Below are 17,020 nucleotides of genomic sequence, written 5' to 3' on the forward strand. Positions count from 1 at the left end.
CAAATTAATTTTTTAAATATCATTACATTAAAAAACAACGACTTACGAATAAAAACCTTCTTAAGCCCTTTTATTTTCATAAAAAATTGAACTATTTGAGCTTTTTATAAAGCAAATTAAAAACAACTGTGCTATGCTGCAATTGCGTTGAGTTTTTGTGTTGCGGATGAAGGTTGATACTAACTTTTGTTTTAGATTTACCAAGTACTTAGGTACTTGTTTATTCTTAACAAATGGATTTTAGGCAATGCAAACTGGTTGTTTGTTCCAAATACTTTTTGTTACGAATATGGTTTGTTTCCTTCCTCTGCCTGTACTACTTATGGTAGAGGGCATTTACTCGGGTAAAAACGGTGTTATTTTTTTTGAGAATTATCTCTTCAAGAAAGCACCACATTAATATTATTTATGACTACGGGAAAATGTAAGTATGTCTGATTCAGTTACTGGTAAAGTTAAATTTTTCAACGAAACTAAAGGTTTCGGTTTTATAGAACAAGAAAATGGTCCTGACGTGTTTGTTCACTTCAGCGCTATCTCTGGAGACGGTTTCCGTACTCTAGCTGACGGTCAAGCGGTAACGTTCACTGTTAAACAAGGTCAAAAAGGCCCTGAAGCAGAAAACGTTCTAGCTGTATAATTTATAGCTATGTAGACCTTCTCATTTGAGAATCTAATTCTGTAAAAAGCGAAGTATTAACATCTGTTAATCTTCGCTTTTTTGTTTCTGCTGATTTATGTTATTGCTTCAATATAGTTTACAGATCCAATATATTAGCAATGATTAGCCGATTCAAACTTACTTCGCTTTCTTCCCTTGCTATACTCTGCTACTAACCCCTACCTTATTTTATAACGTCCTTTGATTAGTAAATCCAACGTCCAAACAAAACCTGTGATACAAAACATTAATGTTAATATTGAAAATAGTATTATTTGCCAATTATTAAAACTGCCTAATGTTCCATAATCCATAAAATGTAGCATAAAGAAAAAGTCAGCAAAGCGCTTATCATCATTACTATGCCCAACGACTCTCCCTGAACTAGCATCTATATAAACACTGGTATATAACTCATCATCAAAGTTAACTCGCCAGACAATGTTTTTTTCTTTTGGAAAATCATCAATAGGCGGTGATATCCTCTCAGTTACACCTATATTTCCCCTACCACTATAAGTGCTAATAGCTAACGTTTGCGCCATTATTTTATCAATAGTTTTCATTTCACCTGTATACGCATTAACTAATGAATGTTCATTATAAAAATGTTGATACAAACCCAAATAATGATTAAGTAGATAATAAGGTTGATCAATTAATTGAATCAATTTTATTGAATTTACCGGCTTTTGAGGCTGTTCTTTATTGAATTGGCTAAGAATATAACTTGGCTCTAATAGGCGCTTATGGTCTATCTTCTTTACCGCTAAATTGCTGACTAGATTCTCATTTCCTTTAGCTTTAGTAGAATCCATCAAATTAAAAAACAAACCGCTACCAAGCCAAATAAATAACTGTATAGCAACAAGAACAGAGAGCCATTTGTGTAGGCATTTAACTAATTTCATACACTCTCCTTTACAATTTTCTTTTTATTGCTATTTCGTTTGAATACGTAAAAATAAGTGAGTATTAAACCAAACAAGCTAGCGACTAACGATAATACAATAAAGACAAATAACAGCTTATTACTGGCATCTTCTTCCACATAATCCATCACATGAAAACTAAACATCCAATCAAATATCCGCCAAAAGAGATGTCTTTTTGTGACTATCTCTCCTGTTAGCGTACTAATATATAGGCTTGGATTAGAAAAACCCTCAAAATCAACTCGCCACACAGGTAAATGCCTAGCGCTTAATTCAAAAGGAGGATTTTCTGTAATCAAACTCACCTGTTTGATCGTTGTATCTGGCTGTATGTATGAATATTTGGCGATGCCTACAGCATAATTTTCATTAATAGGCGAAAGTAAGCTCCCAGTATCAGCATTGAGTAGATGCTTGCCTTTATCGTTACTAAAACGATAAACAGCATTCCCCTGTAAGTTTGTTAGCTCTACATTTTTCGCATTAGGATAATGCCTATAGAGCTTGGCAATAGAATAATTAATTTGAGACTTATTCAACACCCCTGGCTCATTAACAATCAAGCTATCACCATGAATATAATCAAGATCAAAAATCACCATGAAGGCACCAGATACTGACCAAACAACAAATTGAAAGCCAACAAACAGCATTAACCATTTATGATATTTTCTGCTATTCCGATACCATGACATGAGATTCTTCCTTCAATATTATTCATTAAAACTAAATTAAAAGTTCACGTTCAGTTTTAAATAACCACGTCGACCGAGCAAATCATAAGTCATCACATCGGTATTAGCATCATTCCAAGAAGTTAAGAAAGGCGCGCTCTTATCAAAGAGATTATCAATACCCGCTGATAAACTAAAGTTATTATTCACCTGATAACTTGCTTGAACATCATGATAAGTAATACTCGGTACTGAGCTCCCAATAGGACCTCCACCATTAACATCATCAGCACCACCAATATACCTAATAGCATAATGAGTAGCCCAAGATTGAGCTTCTAAGGTAAAACCTAAATTACCACGCCATTTTGTATAACTACCTTGATCTTCGGTTATTTTACCCAGAAGGTCGTTAATAGCCTGCCCTGGTAAAGGTGTATTTTCGTGAGCTAATAAACGAGTTGCTTCAAGTTCAATTTTAGTATTGAAACCATTAATTTCCCCATTATGCTGTACGTTAAAATCTACACCGCTAACTTTTTCTTGTGCAGCATTCACTGGTCTTTGATTTAGCGAGATAACTTGATTTGTTACGCTATGGCGTGAAAAACTATCACAATATTCACTATAGGCATTGGGGTCGGTGTAACACAGTTTCAGTACATCTGAGCCATTCACGGCAGTAATAGCATCATCGATTTCGATATTAAAATAATCAACTGTTGCAGATAAACCTTCAAGAAAGCTTGCTTGCCATACAATGCCTAAAGTCAGTGTATCAGCAGACTCAGGGTTAACATCAGGGTTTCCTCCAACGGCTGTCAATACAGTGGTACCGTCTTGTTCAAAGTTAGCAGGAACGCCAGCCGCTAAACAATTGGTAGCAATAGCACCTGTTGCGCCTTCACAAGGGTCAATAGTTCTTAAATTTTCTGAATTAGTGCCGCCAAATTGCTCTGTTAGCATAGGTATTCTAAAAGCATTAGATTTAACACCACGTACCATTAGATTATCAAAAATTTGCCATGTTAAACCAAGTTTGTATGTCGTTTTATCGCCAAACGTACTGTAATCAGCATAGCGGCTAGCCACTTCGGCGTGTAGCGATTTCATCAAAGGTAGGTCAGAAAGCAGCGGGATAGAAAACTCCACAAAAGCCTCTGTTACATTAAAATCACCATCAATAGTGTCTTCGCCACCGTTACTTAATACTGTTGAGTCAGGATTACGCCAGCCACTTTCATATCTATGCTCTATCCCTGTTGCAAAAGCTAAAGTTCCGGCAGGTAGCTCTGTTAAATCACCACCTAAGTTAAAAGTGAAAGATCGCATTTCATTGCCGCCATTTCCTTCTCTTCGATATTTAACATAGTCAATCACTTCTTGGCTCAACTCATCTACACCAAACCAATCACCACACGGAATACTTGCGCCCTCTTCATAGCTACATACATCTTCATTTAATGTATCTGCTGCTTTGGCGCTGTCTAAATCAAATGTCCAACCGTCATTACCCGTATTACGGCTATAGTTATACGCTGTATCCCAGTGCCAGTTATTGCTAAACTCGCCGTTTAATCCTAAAACTAAGCGAATAGTGTTAGTTTCTTGAAAGAAAAAAGGAGCACCAAATTCGGTATTCCGCCTGTTTGTTAACTCTAAATCTTGTCCTGTAGGGTTATAATCAAAGTCTTTAGAGACATAAATACTACTGAGGCTTCTTGGCGTAACAATTTGCTCTGACTGACGATTACTGTACATTGCTTCGGTGAATAAATTTACCTGCTCTGTTAACTGATAATTAACCGTTGCCGCTAGGTTAAGGCGCTGACTGGGACTGACTGCATTTAAATAAGGTATCCAAGTAAAAGCATGTTTTTGCGAATCGTATGCTTCATAAGCATTACCATCACCTTGTGTGTCTTGGTTGAATTGTACACTTTGACCATCGGCTAGTAATGCTCTGCCCCCTTCAGTGGTTGAGCTACCAAAACAAGAAAGTTCGCTTGTACCATCATCATGAACTATTTCTTCTTTAGCACAATCAATACGATCTGATTGCCTTACCGCTTCCGTATTGACATAGTTCGCACTTAAAATAAAATTACCACGATCAAAAGTAGAGCCAATATTTAAGTTGAACTCTTGGTGTTCACCATCACCTTCATCACTAGCCCCTGCTTTTGCCATAAAGGTAACACCATCAATATCATCTTTAGTGATAATATTAACAACACCTGCAACGGCGTCGGCACCATAAATAGCAGAAGCGCCATCTTTTAGTATTTCAATACGTTTAATAATGCCGGTAGGAATAGTATTTAAGTCAGCAGAGCTATTAGCACCTGTGCCCCCATTAACCATACGACGGCCATTAAGTAAGACTAGAGTACGCTTTATTCCCATACCACGTAAGTTAACTTGTGCTGTGCCATAGCCACCACTAGTCCAATAGGCATTAGTCGCATTACCAGCAACTCCAGCAGAGAAAGACATACGTTGTAATAAGTCTTCTACGTTAACAATACCGCTCAATGCAATTTGCTCTGCGGTAATAACGCTAAGCGGACTCGCCGTTTCAAGATCAGCTCTTTTAATATGAGAGCCCGTAACCGTCATTTTTTCTATACCATCATTCTGTACTTCAGCATAAGATTGATTACAGTTAAACGCGACCAGCATAGCTGTAAATAATAGAGATTTTTTCATGGGAATCACCACTGTCAATAAAATTGATGTGATGATACCAATGAGAACGTATTATTGGGTGTGACATATTGCCGCATTTAGTGCATTGGTAGAATAAATAAGCTTGTATTATTAAGAAGATACCTTATTCTCTTGAGCCGTAATTGCTTTTAAATGACTAATACGCCATAGGTAAAATAATGCAGGTAAAATTAATAGCGTTAAAATTACCGCGCTTAACATACCGCCAACCATAGGCGCTGCTATTCTACTCATTACTTCTGATCCCGTTCCTGTTCCGTATAAAATAGGCAGTAAACCAACAATTATCGCTGCTGCTGTCATCATTACTGGGCGAACACGTAAACCTGCGCCATGTAAAACAGCTTGCAGCACATCCGCTTTTGTCGTGTCTATGTTTCGTTCTTGATGATCATTTAGCATTTCTTTATAAGCTTGGTTGAGATAAACCAACATAATGACACCAATTTCAACAGCGACACCTGCTAAGGCAATAAAACCAACGCCAACAGCTACCGAAAAGTTAAAGCCCTCAAGGTACATTAACCAAATACTGCCTACCATTGCTAAAGGTAAAGTACCCATGATCATCGCGACTTCAATCACATTTCTAAAGTTTAAATATAGTAGGATGATAATAATGAATAAGGTTAATGGCACAACGTAAGCTAACTTAGCTTTAGCGCGCTCCATATATTCATACTGGCCTGCCCATGTAATTGAATAACCTGCTGGAAGTTTTAGTTTATCTGCAACAACTTGCTGAGCAGCTTCAACATAAGTACCTATATCGACACCTTCTATATCAACAAACGACCAACCGTTTAAACGTGCATTTTCAGATTTGATCCCTGGCGGTCCATCTTCAATAAAGACATTAGCTACATCGCCTAATGAAATACGCTGCCCTGTAGGTGTAACAATAGGCAACAAAGATATTTGCTCTGGTGAATCACGGTAATCTTGAGGATAACGTAAATTTACGGGATAACGCTCTAGCCCTTCAACCGTGTTTGTTACATTAATACCACCAATAGCTGTTGATATAACTTGCTGTATCTCAGCTATATTTAACCCATAACGTGCAGCCTTCGCGCGTTGAATGTCAATTTTCACATAACGTCCGCCAGCAACACGCTCTGAATAAACAGATGCCGTACCAGGAACCTCTTGCAGGATAACTTCTAGCTGCTTACCTATATCTTGAATAACAGAAAGATCAGCCCCTGCTACTTTGATCCCAACAGGTGTTTTGATGCCTGTGGCTAACATATCAATGCGAGTTTTTATCGGCATAACCCACGCATTAGTCACACCCGGTAATTTAACCAGTGCGTCTAACTCAGCTTTTAAACTTTCAGGAGTAACGCCAGCTCTCCATTGATCTTGCGGTTTAAACTGAATAAAGGTTTCAATCATAGTTAATGGTGCAGGATCGGTAGCGGTTTCTGCCCGTCCCATTTTACCAAATACCGTTTTAACTTCTGGTACTGTTTTGATCAATTTATCGGTTTGTTGTAATAGCTGTCGAGCTTGCCCGATAGATATTCCAGGATACGTTGTGGGCATATACATTAAATCGCCTTCATCGAGTGGTGGAATAAATTCACTGCCAATTTTATTTAGTGGATATATTCCAATAGCCAGTACAACTAAGGCTGCTAATAACGTGATTTTAGGAAAACGTAACACGATTTTTAAAGCTGGCATATAAAGATAGGTTAGAAATCTATTTACTGGATTTTTATGCTCAGGTAATACTTTGCCGCGAATAAAGTAGCCCATAAGAACAGGAACTAAAGTGATAGCCAATGCAGCAGAAGCAGCCATGGCATAAGTTTTAGTAAAAGCTAATGGCGCAAACATTCGCCCTTCTTGTGCTTCTAAGGTAAATACTGGGATAAAACTAACAGTAATGATCATCAAACTGAAAAATAATGCAGGTCCAACTTCACTGGCTGAATCAATAACTACTTGCCAGCGATTTTCATTAGTTAATTTCTTTCCTTGAGATGTTAGCTTTTCCATATGCTTATGCATGTTTTCTATCATAACGATTGCACCATCTATCATGGCACCAATCGCAATCGCAATTCCACCAAGCGACATGATGTTAGCGTTAAGCCCCTGAAAATGCATAACGATAAAAGCTGTTAAAATTCCCACAGGTAAACTTACAATAGCCACCAAAGAGGAGCGCACATGAAACAGAAAAACAATACAAACTAAAGCGACAACACCAAACTCTTCTAGCAGTTTAAAACCTAAATTACTTACCGCACGTTCAATCAACGCTGAACGATCGTAAACAGGCACAATTTCAACGCCTTCAGGGAGGCCTTTTTTAAGTTCTTCAAGTTTTGCTTTTACGCGATTAATTACTTGTTGAGCATTTTCACCAAAGCGCATAACCACAATACCGCCAACAGTTTCGCCTTCACCATTAAGTTCGGCAATACCTCGGCGCATTTGTGGACCTGTACCAATATCGGCGACATCTTTTAACAGCAAAGGTGTACCATTGTCGTTAACACCTAAAGGAATATTTTCTAGATCATCAATACTTTTTAAATAACCTGTCGCTCGCACCATGTATTCGGCTTCAGCCATCTCGATAACTGAAGCCCCAATTTCTTGATTGCCTTGTTGAATAGCCCTTTGGATATGAGAAAGCGGAATACCAAAAGCGCGTAGCTTTTCAGGATCAACATGGACTTGATATTGTTTAACCATACCGCCTAAAGCGGTAACTTCTGATACACCTGACAGGGTTTGTAACTCATATTTTAAAAACCAATCTTGTAAACTGCGTAGTTCACTTAAATCGTGTTGCCCTGTTTTATCGATAAGGGCATATAAATAAACCCAGCCTACACCTGTGGCATCAGGGCCTAATTGAGATTTAGCATTACTGGGTAAATTAGGCACAACCTGACTTAAATATTCAAGTACGCGTGAGCGAGCCCAATATAAGTCGGTATCTTCATCAAAAATCACATAAACATACGAATCACCGAAAAAAGAGTAACCTCGCACAGTAACAGCCCCTGGTACTGACAACATAGCGGTAGTCATAGGATAAGTGACTTGCTCTTCCACCACTTGAGGTGCTTGGCCTGGATAACTTGTTTTTATTATGACTTGTACATCAGACAAGTCTGGCAAGGCATCAATCGGCGTTTTATTAACAGAATATACCCCTGCAGCCACCAATAAACAGGTTGCTAGTAACACAAAAAAACGGTTCCCAACGGACCAACGAATTATAGAAGCAATCATAAATATAAACTCCTATATTAGTGGTGTGAATGATCAATGACAGACTTGTCATTAGGCATTAGGTCATCAGACATTTGCTGATCAAGCATTTCAGTATCAGATACATCAATGTCTATAACCTGATAACCTCCTGTTACTTTTTTACTTATTTTAACGCGAACATGTCGACCTTCTGTTAGCTGAGAAAAATCTACCGCATCTATCGCCGTAAAATCCATGGTCATTTCTGGCCAGCTCCATTCAGGGATAGGATCATGAATTAGGGTTAACATTCTATGATCAGCCATAGTGCTTTCTACTTGAGCGTTTACCCAAACGGATGATGGTTCATAAATTTCTTCTTCAATGTTTTCAGGTTCCATACGTTTAAAATCAGAAGTTTTACTTGATTCAGAATCCAATAAGAATTGAGCTGAACTTACAACATTCTCACCTTCAGCTAAGCCTGCTAATATTTCAACGCTGTTTTCATTATAGCGCCCTACCTTAACTTCAATAGACTTGTAGTTACCTTCGCCTAATGCAAGAACAACACGATTTTGTTTGCCCGTTCTGATCAGTGCTTCTTTCGGGATAAGTAGCGCACTTTCATTACCTGAGGTTTGAATAGTAATTTGTCCAAACATGTTAGGTTTAAGTTCGTTGTTGGTATTATCAAATCGTAAACGTGCAATTGCTGTTCTAGTTTTAGGGTTGAGCATGGGATGTATGTGTTCGACTTTTCCTTGCCACTCTTTATTAGGTAAATAATCTAACGTCATCACAACATCATTCCCCATTGCTAATAATGAAGCTTGACGTTCGAATACTTCTGCTTTTACCCATACTTGGCTCAAATCGATAATTGATAACATCATGGTTTCAGGTTTAACAAATACACCTTCTCTAACACTTAAACTTTCAACAACACCACTTTGTATTGCATAGAAAGTTACATTCTGTTGAATTTCACGTGTAGCACGTAATCTTTTAATCGCTTCTTGGGGTAAATGTAATGCTGCTAAACGATTTTGAGCTGCACTAATAAGTCGATTATTCTTACGATCTAACGCCAGTAAGAATTCTTCTTGTGCATTTACTAATTCAGGAGAATAAATATCGTATAAGGCTTGGCCTTTTGTAACAGGGTCGCCTACTGCTGAGATATAAAGCTTTTCAATCCAGCCTTGTACACGAGAATGAACATTAACCAATTGTTCTTCGTTGTAAGTGACATAACCAACAGTATTTATTATCGAATTTAAAGGTTTTATTTCTGCTTTAGCAACTCTTACACCTAAGTTATTTTCAACATTGGAAGAAATGCGGATTGTACCAGCACCTTCATCAGGACCTGCGCCGCCATCATCATAAACAGGAACAAGATCCATCCCCATCGGTGACTTACCAGGTTTATCTTTTTTAAAGTTTGCGTCCATTGGTGCAACCCAATAAAGTGGTTCTTCTTCCTTTGCCTCAACTGTTGTCGGACTATGTAATTTATTCATCATAGACGACATCACAATAAAACTAATTAATAAAGCTAACGTTAAACCAATAATAATTCCTATTATTAAGCTCTTTTTATTTGTTGGGTTTACGCTCATAATTTAGCACTCATGTCTGACTTCATTGCGTTATCAGCAAGAAAGTAATTAATTTCTAAAATGATTTTTTGTTCTTGGGTATTAATTGTTAAAAATTCGATCTGAGCATTAAGCTCTGCAATACATCCACGTACTACTTCAGAAAAGTCACCTTCATTATTTGTATAGGCCGTTAGAGAAGCCTGAACTTGTTGCTGAATTTGCGGTAGTAACCGTTCTATATAGAGTGTTTGCCTTTCTTTAATACGAAAAAATTGACCTTTCGCACTAGCAAAAGCCGATATCAACTGACGAATTAATAATAGTTTCTCTGTTTTGATCACTTCAGTGTTAGCAATGGCAGAGCTCACTTCTTTGTCTTGTCGGTTACCAGTAAATAAAGGAAGATCGAACACAACACCTATCGAGAAAAGATCGGCTCGGCTATTACCAAAAGAGTCATCTGCACGATAGCCATAGCTAGCATTTACGCCCCATTGTGGTTGATATTTTTGTTCCGCTAAATTTACCCCAATACGAGTAGCTTCAATATTTTTATCAACGGCTTGTACCGCCGGGTGACGAGCTAAAATTAGTGCTAACTGGCTAGGTTTTAGCTGTTTTTCATCATAAAGAGCTTCCTTCCGGTAAAGATCTAATTGCGGAAGTTCACTACCAATGAGCCTTATTAACGTATTGTTGTTCGTATCTAAATCTTCTGATAAAGATCCTGTTGTCCAATAATGGCTTAGCCATTGCTCTAGCATGCCTTGGTAACGGTTTTGCTCAAGCTTTAACTGATTTAATCTATCTTCTAACTGAGTTAGTTCAAGTTGAGCACGCACAATATCAACTTGCCGTGTTCCACCTAAATTACTGCTATAACTCGATTCGGCCAACTGACTTAGCTGTTCAAACAAATTGCGGCTTGTTTCGATTATACGAATACTCTCCTGTACTCGATATAAATCAAGCCATAAACTACCTACAGTAACTGCAACTTTATTTTCTCGATCTTTACGTTTAAACGGTTGCTCTTGTGACTGCAATTGTAATTGTTTACTGCGTATTTCCAGACTATCACCACGACCAAACATCTGAGAAACACCTACTTTAAATTGTGTCATGTTTTCTTGGTCAAAGTTAAAGCCATCGGTAGGCAAGCTAACAAAAGTAACAGACACGCTAGGATCCGGCTGTGTATTGGCAACAAAGCTTAAAGCTTCAATTGATTTTTGTTTATGACGACTGCCATCAAGCCAAGGATCATTTTTTTGCGCGATTTTAATCGCTTGAGTAAAGCTCAATCCCTGCTCAGCGGCATAACTATGACTTGAGAATACGATAATGAGCATAGCTGCGAAGACAGTGATGCGTTTATATAAGGCGTTATATTTATTCATACTTCTTTCTCTTTACATGCGTAAATGTTGAGAATAATTCAATTATGTTAGCTCACACATTATGAGTAATTAATGTAGAGAGACACGGTTTATAAGAATTTTAGGCACAAGTGTGCCGTGAAGTTACGAAATGGGTGGGCGATATAGTGAAGAGCTAGCTTGTGATTTATTTAGAGAGGGGAACTGTGTAATTTTTTTATCTGAAAAAACTTGGGAGTTAAGGGATGTATTCAGTAAAAATGAAAGGCTTAAACAACCATTACTAGGGCATTTACAATCATCTTGGCAGCAATCCATTGAAGCCATCATCGCTGTTTTTTTATCACTATCATCAAGTAACATATGATCATGAGACATCATTGGCATTGTATTCGCCATATCCCCATCAACACAAGAAGCGCCAGAATAAGACATAGCAGTGCTTGCCATTGCTTGACCGATAAAGGCCACTAGCATCAGCATCACTATAACTATGTTGTTACGTACTGGTTTCATGCAATATTACTATTTGCGTTTCGTGTTAATCATTAAATGTACCACTATAGGGTCTTATCGCTTGTAGGCTAAGCTAGCAAAAAATAGGCTAGCTATAAACAAGACCCTATCACCTTACTTTTACTTTCATCAAAAAGTCAAAATACGTTAAAGCAAGTATATACCCGTTATCATTCAAGCACTCTGAAATACGCATCTTGATTGGTAACGGGTATAGGTTTATTACTCAGGAATATATTCAACAACTTCTAAGCCAAAACCTGACAACGAATGATATTTAGTTTGTGAGCTTAACAAACGCATTTTACTCACACCTAAATTCGCAAGTATTTGTGAGCCAACACCAACATTGCGCGAGCCAACATGACGATTAACTTCTTTTACCGTTTCGCCTGCATCAATTTTAGCATATTTTTCAACTAAATTAATTAATTCTGCTGGTGATTCATGTTTACCCAATAGCACTAAAACCCCGCCTTCTTTCGCTATTTTTTCTAAGGCACTTGCCATAGGCCATTTTGCGACACTTTCACGCTGGCTAAATAACAAATCTCTAAAAGTATTTTCTAAATGTACTCTTACTAGCGTAGGTTCATCAGCTTTAATTTCGCCTTTGGTTAAAGCAAAATGTGCTTGACCATCGATGGTATCTTTAAATACGATTAAATCAAATTCACCAAAAGCGGTCGGTAATTTACATTGTGATACACGTTCAATCGTTGTTTCTGTCTCATTTCTAAATTCAATCAGATCAGCAATGGTACCCATTTTTATACCGTGTTTTTCAGCAATGATTTCTAGATCTGGACGGCGCGCCATGGTGCCATCTTCATTTAAAATTTCAACAATAACCGCTGCCGGCTCTAAGTTAGCCATACGTGCTAAATCAACACTTGCTTCAGTATGTCCTGCACGGTTAAGTACGCCACCATCTTTAGCAATCAATGGAAAAATATGTCCCGGTTGAACAATACTTAAATGCGTCGCATCTTTAGCGACAGCAGCAAGTACTGTTGTAGCTCTGTCACCAGCTGAAATACCCGTTGTAACACCGGTCGCCGCTTCAATTGAAACAGTAAAATTTGTACTGAACTGTGCGTCATTTTTATCTACCATCAAAGGTAATTTTAACTTTTCACACTTTTCTTGCGTCATTGGCATACAAATAAGCCCACGACCATGAGTTGCCATAAAGTTAATTGCAGCAGGTGTTACCTTTTCTGCAGCCATGATAAAGTCACCTTCATTCTCTCGATCTTCATCATCCATTAAAATAACCATTTTACCTAAAGCAATATCGTCGATTATTTCTTGTGGGGTATTTAAATTCATTAGGTTCTCTTTGATTACTTGTTGTTGATTACTTATTTGATAATAATTTTAAAAATTTAGCTAAAAGCGTAAGTTATTTATTATTTAATAAAGCCTGACTTTTTCAATAAAGATTCAGTCACATTTGATGTAACAGCTGGCATTTCAGTTGCTTCTTTTGTAAGTAAACGCTCTAAATATCGTGCGATTAAATCTACTTCTAAATTAACTTTTGTACCCACTTTATAATGAGCAAAAATTGTTTCTTTCACCGTATGCGGCACAATAGTTAATCTAAATTTACTATTTGAACTTTCATCTAATGCATTAACGGTTAAACTTGTGCCATCAATAGTAACGGAGCCTTTTTCTGCAATATAATGAGCTAGATCTGCAGGCATTGAAAGCCAATATTCGATACTATTACCATTATTGGTAATAGATAAAACTTCACTCACACCATCAACATGCCCTGACACCATGTGCCCGCCAAAACGGGTACTTGCTAACATAGCTTTTTCTAGATTAACTTGCATGCCAACATTATAATGAGCAAAGCCTGTACGCTGTAATGTTTCATTTGACACATCAGCACTATAACTATTTTGATCAAATTCAACAACCGTTAAGCAAATGCCATTAGTAGAAATTGAATCACCCAATTTAACATCGCTCATATCAAGGTTATTACTAGCAATAACTAAGCGCGCTCCTTGAGCATTTATATTTATTGCTTTAATAGTGCCAATGGCTTCAATAATTCCGGTAAACATAGCTACTCTCATTTATTTTATAGTTAGATATATTATTTAAGCCTCTGTTGCAGAAATAATATCTATTTAGGCGCTTTCTTTTTCTAGTGTTGCTGTAATTCGAATATCACAGCCTACTTGGCGCACGTCGGTAATTGATAATGATTTAGCCTCTAGTAATTTATTCACATTCGGCATTTCAACTAAACTTTTACCCTCTGCCCCCATAAGTTTAGGTGCTTGGTATAAGATTAACTCATCAACTAAGTTTTGTTCGATAAAAGCTCCTGCTAAGCGAGCTCCCGATTCAATTAATACATCGTTCAAACCGCGATCTGCTAACAATATCAATAACGCAGCTAAATCAATATTGTCTTTCCCTGACTTAGTCTTAATCGTAGAAACTTGGACTTGTTCTACAAAATGCGGCCATTTATGAATGTTTTCAAGGCCTATTTCATCTAATTCTCTTCGAACTAAAATAACCGGCGATACTTGCTTAAAAAAATCTAACTCAGGTGTAAGCCGGTTACGACTATCAATAACAACTCTAACCGGTTGGCGAACCGTACCTTCAGGGTAGCTATCTTTTAATATTCCCAACTCAGACCAACGTACGGTCATTTTAGCATTATCAGTTAAAATAGAATCTGCACCCGAAATTACAGCACAGCTTTGCGCTCTTAATCTTTGTACATCGCATCTTGCGTCGCTTGACGTAATCCACTTGCTTTCACCACTTTTCATCGCAGTTTTACCATCAAGACTCGCCGCCAACTTAACCCGAACATAAGGTAAAGAGTGGGTCATGACTTTAATGAAGCCAAGATTTAGTGCTTTTGCGTCACTTTCTAAAAGCCCAAATTCAGCTTGAATCCCAGCTTCTTGAAGCATTGCTAGACCACGACCCGAAACTTCAGGGTTGGGATCAACCATAGCGGCAACAACCCGTTTTACTTTGGCATTAATTAGCCCTTGGGCACAAGGTGGTGTTCTACCAAAGTGACTGCACGGCTCTAAAGTAACATACGCGGTTGCCCCTTCAATAAGGTGAGGGTAATTAAGTTTAGCATCAAGTAATGCATTAACTTCTGCATGACCCTGCCCTGCTTTTTGATGAAAGCCGGTACCAATTACTTGCTCTTTACCGTCAAGTTTATTGACCAATACACAACCTACCCGAGGATTTGGTGATGTTGTATAGCGCCCTTGTTTAGCAAGCTTAATTGCTAAGGCCATGTATTGATGATCTTCTCTGCTATACATTTGATCACCACAAGTTGTTGTTAATTCTTCTTTTGTCGGCGATTTATTTACCAATTTTGCCTCTCCTTGGACTTTCTTTTCCTAGGCGAGCTATTTCATCAGCAAATTCACTAATATCTTCAAAGGACAAATAAACAGAAGCAAAACGCAGATAGGCAACTTTGTCTAACTCTTTTAGCTGAGTCATCAGCAAGTTTCCCAGCATTTCACTCGTAATTTCTCGCTCACCAGTAGCGCGCATCTGTGATTTTAATTTATTAATCGACAGTTCAACTTGTTCAGTACTAACCGGACGTTTTTCTAACGCTCTCATTAAGCCGCTGCGCATTTTATCTTCGTTGAACGGCTCACGTGTACCATCTCGCTTGATAATACGAGGCATAACTAATTCAGCTGTTTCAAAGGTTGTATAACGTTCATGACAAGCTAAGCATTGACGACGACGTCTGATTTGATGACCGTCTGAAACTAAACGAGAGTCTATGACTTTAGTTTCCTGTGCACTACAAAATGGACAAAACATGGTTTACCTGCGATACGTGAATAAGTTTCATACGACAAGTTCGAAAAATAAATACAAAAATGGCCGCTAATTGCGACCATTTTAATATAAATTCACAATAATTTGTGAATTACTTTAACTTAAAAAAACTAATGTTTGACTACTTGTATACAGGGAAACGTGAACATAATTCTTTAACGTTTGCTTGTACCTTAGCAATAGTTTCTTCATTGTTGATATCATCTAAAATATCACAAATCCAACCTGTTAGTGCTTTAGTTTCTTCAGTACCAAAACCACGACGACTGATAGCAGGAGTACCTAAGCGTAAACCACTAGTAACAAACGGAGAACGAGGATCGTTAGGTACTGAGTTTTTATTAACCGTAATGTGAGCTTTACCTAAAGCAGCATCAGCATCTTTACCAGTAATATCTTTATCTATTAAATCAAGTAACAATAAGTGGTTTTCAGTACCATTGGATACAACTTTATAACCACGGTCCTGTAATACCGCAACCATAGCTTTAGCATTATCAAGTACACTTTGTTGATAAACTTTAAATTCTGGTTGTAGCGCTTCTTTAAATGCAACAGCTTTCGCAGCGATAATATGCATTAATGGGCCACCTTGTCCGCCAGGGAAAACAGCACTATTTAATTTTTTGTAAATAGCTTCGTCATCACAGCCAGAAATGATTAAACCACCACGAGGGCCCGCTAATGTTTTATGCGTTGTTGTAGTTACTACATGTGCGTGTGGTACAGGGTTAGGATAAAGACCAGCAGCAACAAGACCAGCAACGTGTGCCATATCAACGAAGAAGTATGCACCAACACTGTCAGCAATTTTGCGCATACGTGCCCAATCAACAATACCAGAGAATGCAGAAAACCCACCAATGATCATTTCAGGCTTATGTTCATTAGCTAAACGTTCAAGTTCTTCATAGTCAATGTCACCTGTTTCAGGGTGAAGACCATACTGGAAAGCTTCATAAGATTTACCAGAAAAGCTTACACTAGCACCATGCGTTAAATGACCACCATGCGCTAAGCTCATACCTAATACTTTTCCACCAGGTGATACTAATGCTTGGAAAACAGCAGCATTAGCTTGAGAACCAGCATGTGGTTGTACATTGGCATAAGTAGCGCCAAATAACTCTTTTGCACGATCAATTGCTAACTGCTCAGCAATATCTACGTATTCACAACCACCGTAATAACGTTTGCCTGGGTAACCTTCAGCATATTTATTCGTTAATTGTGAACCTTGTGCTTCAAGTACACGAGGGCTACAGTAGTTTTCTGAAGCAATTAGCTCAATATGCTCTTCTTGACGCACAACTTCTTTGCTCATTGCTTGATATAGTTCCGCATCAAAATCGGCAATATTCATATCACGTGTAAACATGTTTTTCCCTTCTTCGCAAATATAAAAGTCAGCACTAGGCTGAAACGATAT

13 protein-coding genes are annotated in these 17,020 nt (G+C 37.9%); 1 reads left to right on the forward strand and 12 read right to left on the reverse strand.

Translation table 11 applies throughout. The features are described from left to right. Window positions 1–430 precede the first annotated feature (430 nt). On the forward strand, window positions 431–640 hold the full coding sequence (locus Q4496_RS15450) for a cold-shock protein (protein ID WP_159818093.1): 210 nt from the start codon (window positions 431–433) through the stop codon (window positions 638–640). Between the two features lie 200 nt (window positions 641–840). Here Q4496_RS15450 and Q4496_RS15455 read toward each other — a convergent pair whose 3' ends face one another. The 12 genes from Q4496_RS15455 to glyA all read right to left on the reverse strand — a co-directional run bounded on the left by Q4496_RS15455 (window position 841) and on the right by glyA (window position 16,969). Beyond that, window positions 841–1,572 (reverse strand): PepSY domain-containing protein, encoded by a 732-nt coding sequence (locus tag Q4496_RS15455; RefSeq protein ID WP_215973611.1) that lies wholly within the window; start codon window positions 1,570–1,572, stop codon window positions 841–843. Next, window positions 1,569–2,291 carry a PepSY domain-containing protein gene (locus tag Q4496_RS15460; RefSeq protein WP_303610779.1) on the reverse strand — a complete coding sequence of 241 codons (723 nt, stop codon included), beginning with the start codon at window positions 2,289–2,291 and terminating at the stop codon, window positions 1,569–1,571. The genes Q4496_RS15455 and Q4496_RS15460 overlap by 4 nt, the downstream gene beginning before the upstream one ends. A gap of 36 nt (window positions 2,292–2,327) precedes the next feature. Further along, a complete protein-coding gene (locus Q4496_RS15465) occupies window positions 2,328–4,979 on the reverse strand; it encodes a TonB-dependent receptor (RefSeq protein ID WP_303610780.1) in 2,652 nt (883 codons plus the stop codon). Between the two features lie 111 nt (window positions 4,980–5,090). Next, window positions 5,091–8,258 (reverse strand): efflux RND transporter permease subunit, encoded by a 3,168-nt coding sequence (locus Q4496_RS15470; RefSeq protein ID WP_303610781.1) that lies wholly within the window; start codon window positions 8,256–8,258, stop codon window positions 5,091–5,093. 17 nt (window positions 8,259–8,275) lie between these two features. Continuing rightward, window positions 8,276–9,844, reverse strand: a complete 1,569-nt coding sequence (locus Q4496_RS15475; protein WP_303610782.1) for an efflux RND transporter periplasmic adaptor subunit — start codon at window positions 9,842–9,844, stop codon at window positions 8,276–8,278. Further along, window positions 9,841–11,226 carry a TolC family protein gene (locus tag Q4496_RS15480; protein ID WP_303610783.1) on the reverse strand — a complete coding sequence of 462 codons (1,386 nt, stop codon included), beginning with the start codon at window positions 11,224–11,226 and terminating at the stop codon, window positions 9,841–9,843. The genes Q4496_RS15475 and Q4496_RS15480 overlap by 4 nt, the downstream gene beginning before the upstream one ends. Before the next feature lie 123 nt (window positions 11,227–11,349). Then, window positions 11,350–11,721, reverse strand: a complete 372-nt coding sequence (locus tag Q4496_RS15485) for a hypothetical protein (protein ID WP_252727543.1) — start codon at window positions 11,719–11,721, stop codon at window positions 11,350–11,352. Between the two features lie 222 nt (window positions 11,722–11,943). Further along, window positions 11,944–13,053 carry a 3,4-dihydroxy-2-butanone-4-phosphate synthase gene (ribB, locus tag Q4496_RS15490; protein WP_215973605.1) on the reverse strand — a complete coding sequence of 370 codons (1,110 nt, stop codon included), beginning with the start codon at window positions 13,051–13,053 and terminating at the stop codon, window positions 11,944–11,946. Between the two features lie 80 nt (window positions 13,054–13,133). Further along, on the reverse strand, window positions 13,134–13,805 hold the full coding sequence (locus tag Q4496_RS15495) for a riboflavin synthase (RefSeq protein ID WP_215973604.1): 672 nt from the start codon (window positions 13,803–13,805) through the stop codon (window positions 13,134–13,136). A gap of 66 nt (window positions 13,806–13,871) precedes the next feature. Further along, the gene (gene ribD, locus Q4496_RS15500) at window positions 13,872–15,050 is read right to left on the reverse strand and encodes a bifunctional diaminohydroxyphosphoribosylaminopyrimidine deaminase/5-amino-6-(5-phosphoribosylamino)uracil reductase RibD (RefSeq protein WP_215973632.1); all 1,179 of its coding nucleotides are present in this window, start codon (window positions 15,048–15,050) and stop codon (window positions 13,872–13,874) included. 43 nt (window positions 15,051–15,093) lie between these two features. After that, entirely contained in the window at window positions 15,094–15,573 is a 480-nt protein-coding gene (nrdR, locus tag Q4496_RS15505) for a transcriptional regulator NrdR (protein ID WP_215973603.1), read from the reverse strand. A gap of 139 nt (window positions 15,574–15,712) precedes the next feature. Further along, window positions 15,713–16,969, reverse strand: a complete 1,257-nt coding sequence (gene glyA / locus Q4496_RS15510) for a serine hydroxymethyltransferase (RefSeq protein ID WP_303602852.1) — start codon at window positions 16,967–16,969, stop codon at window positions 15,713–15,715. Window positions 16,970–17,020: the final 51 nt, after the last annotated feature.

Origin of the sequence: Colwellia sp. 5_MG-2023 (assembly GCF_030547795.1) — a bacterium.
GTDB lineage: Bacteria > Pseudomonadota > Gammaproteobacteria > Enterobacterales > Alteromonadaceae > Colwellia.

Coding starts and splice junctions, on each gene's coding strand:
- Q4496_RS15480 (WP_303610783.1), bottom strand. CDS start 11,226: ATGAATAAATATAACGCCTTATATAAACGCATCACTGTCTTCGCAGCT.
- glyA (WP_303602852.1), bottom strand. CDS start 16,969: ATGTTTACACGTGATATGAATATTGCCGATTTTGATGCGGAACTATAT.
- Q4496_RS15460 (WP_303610779.1), bottom strand. CDS start 2,291: ATGTCATGGTATCGGAATAGCAGAAAATATCATAAATGGTTAATGCTG.
- nrdR (WP_215973603.1), bottom strand. CDS start 15,573: ATGTTTTGTCCATTTTGTAGTGCACAGGAAACTAAAGTCATAGACTCT.
- Q4496_RS15485 (WP_252727543.1), bottom strand. CDS start 11,721: ATGAAACCAGTACGTAACAACATAGTTATAGTGATGCTGATGCTAGTG.
- Q4496_RS15475 (WP_303610782.1), bottom strand. CDS start 9,844: ATGAGCGTAAACCCAACAAATAAAAAGAGCTTAATAATAGGAATTATT.
- Q4496_RS15470 (WP_303610781.1), bottom strand. CDS start 8,258: ATGATTGCTTCTATAATTCGTTGGTCCGTTGGGAACCGTTTTTTTGTG.
- ribD (WP_215973632.1), bottom strand. CDS start 15,050: ATGTATAGCAGAGAAGATCATCAATACATGGCCTTAGCAATTAAGCTT.
- Q4496_RS15450 (WP_159818093.1), top strand. CDS start 431: ATGTCTGATTCAGTTACTGGTAAAGTTAAATTTTTCAACGAAACTAAA.
- Q4496_RS15455 (WP_215973611.1), bottom strand. CDS start 1,572: ATGAAATTAGTTAAATGCCTACACAAATGGCTCTCTGTTCTTGTTGCT.
- Q4496_RS15495 (WP_215973604.1), bottom strand. CDS start 13,805: ATGTTTACCGGAATTATTGAAGCCATTGGCACTATTAAAGCAATAAAT.
- ribB (WP_215973605.1), bottom strand. CDS start 13,053: ATGAATTTAAATACCCCACAAGAAATAATCGACGATATTGCTTTAGGT.
- Q4496_RS15465 (WP_303610780.1), bottom strand. CDS start 4,979: ATGAAAAAATCTCTATTATTTACAGCTATGCTGGTCGCGTTTAACTGT.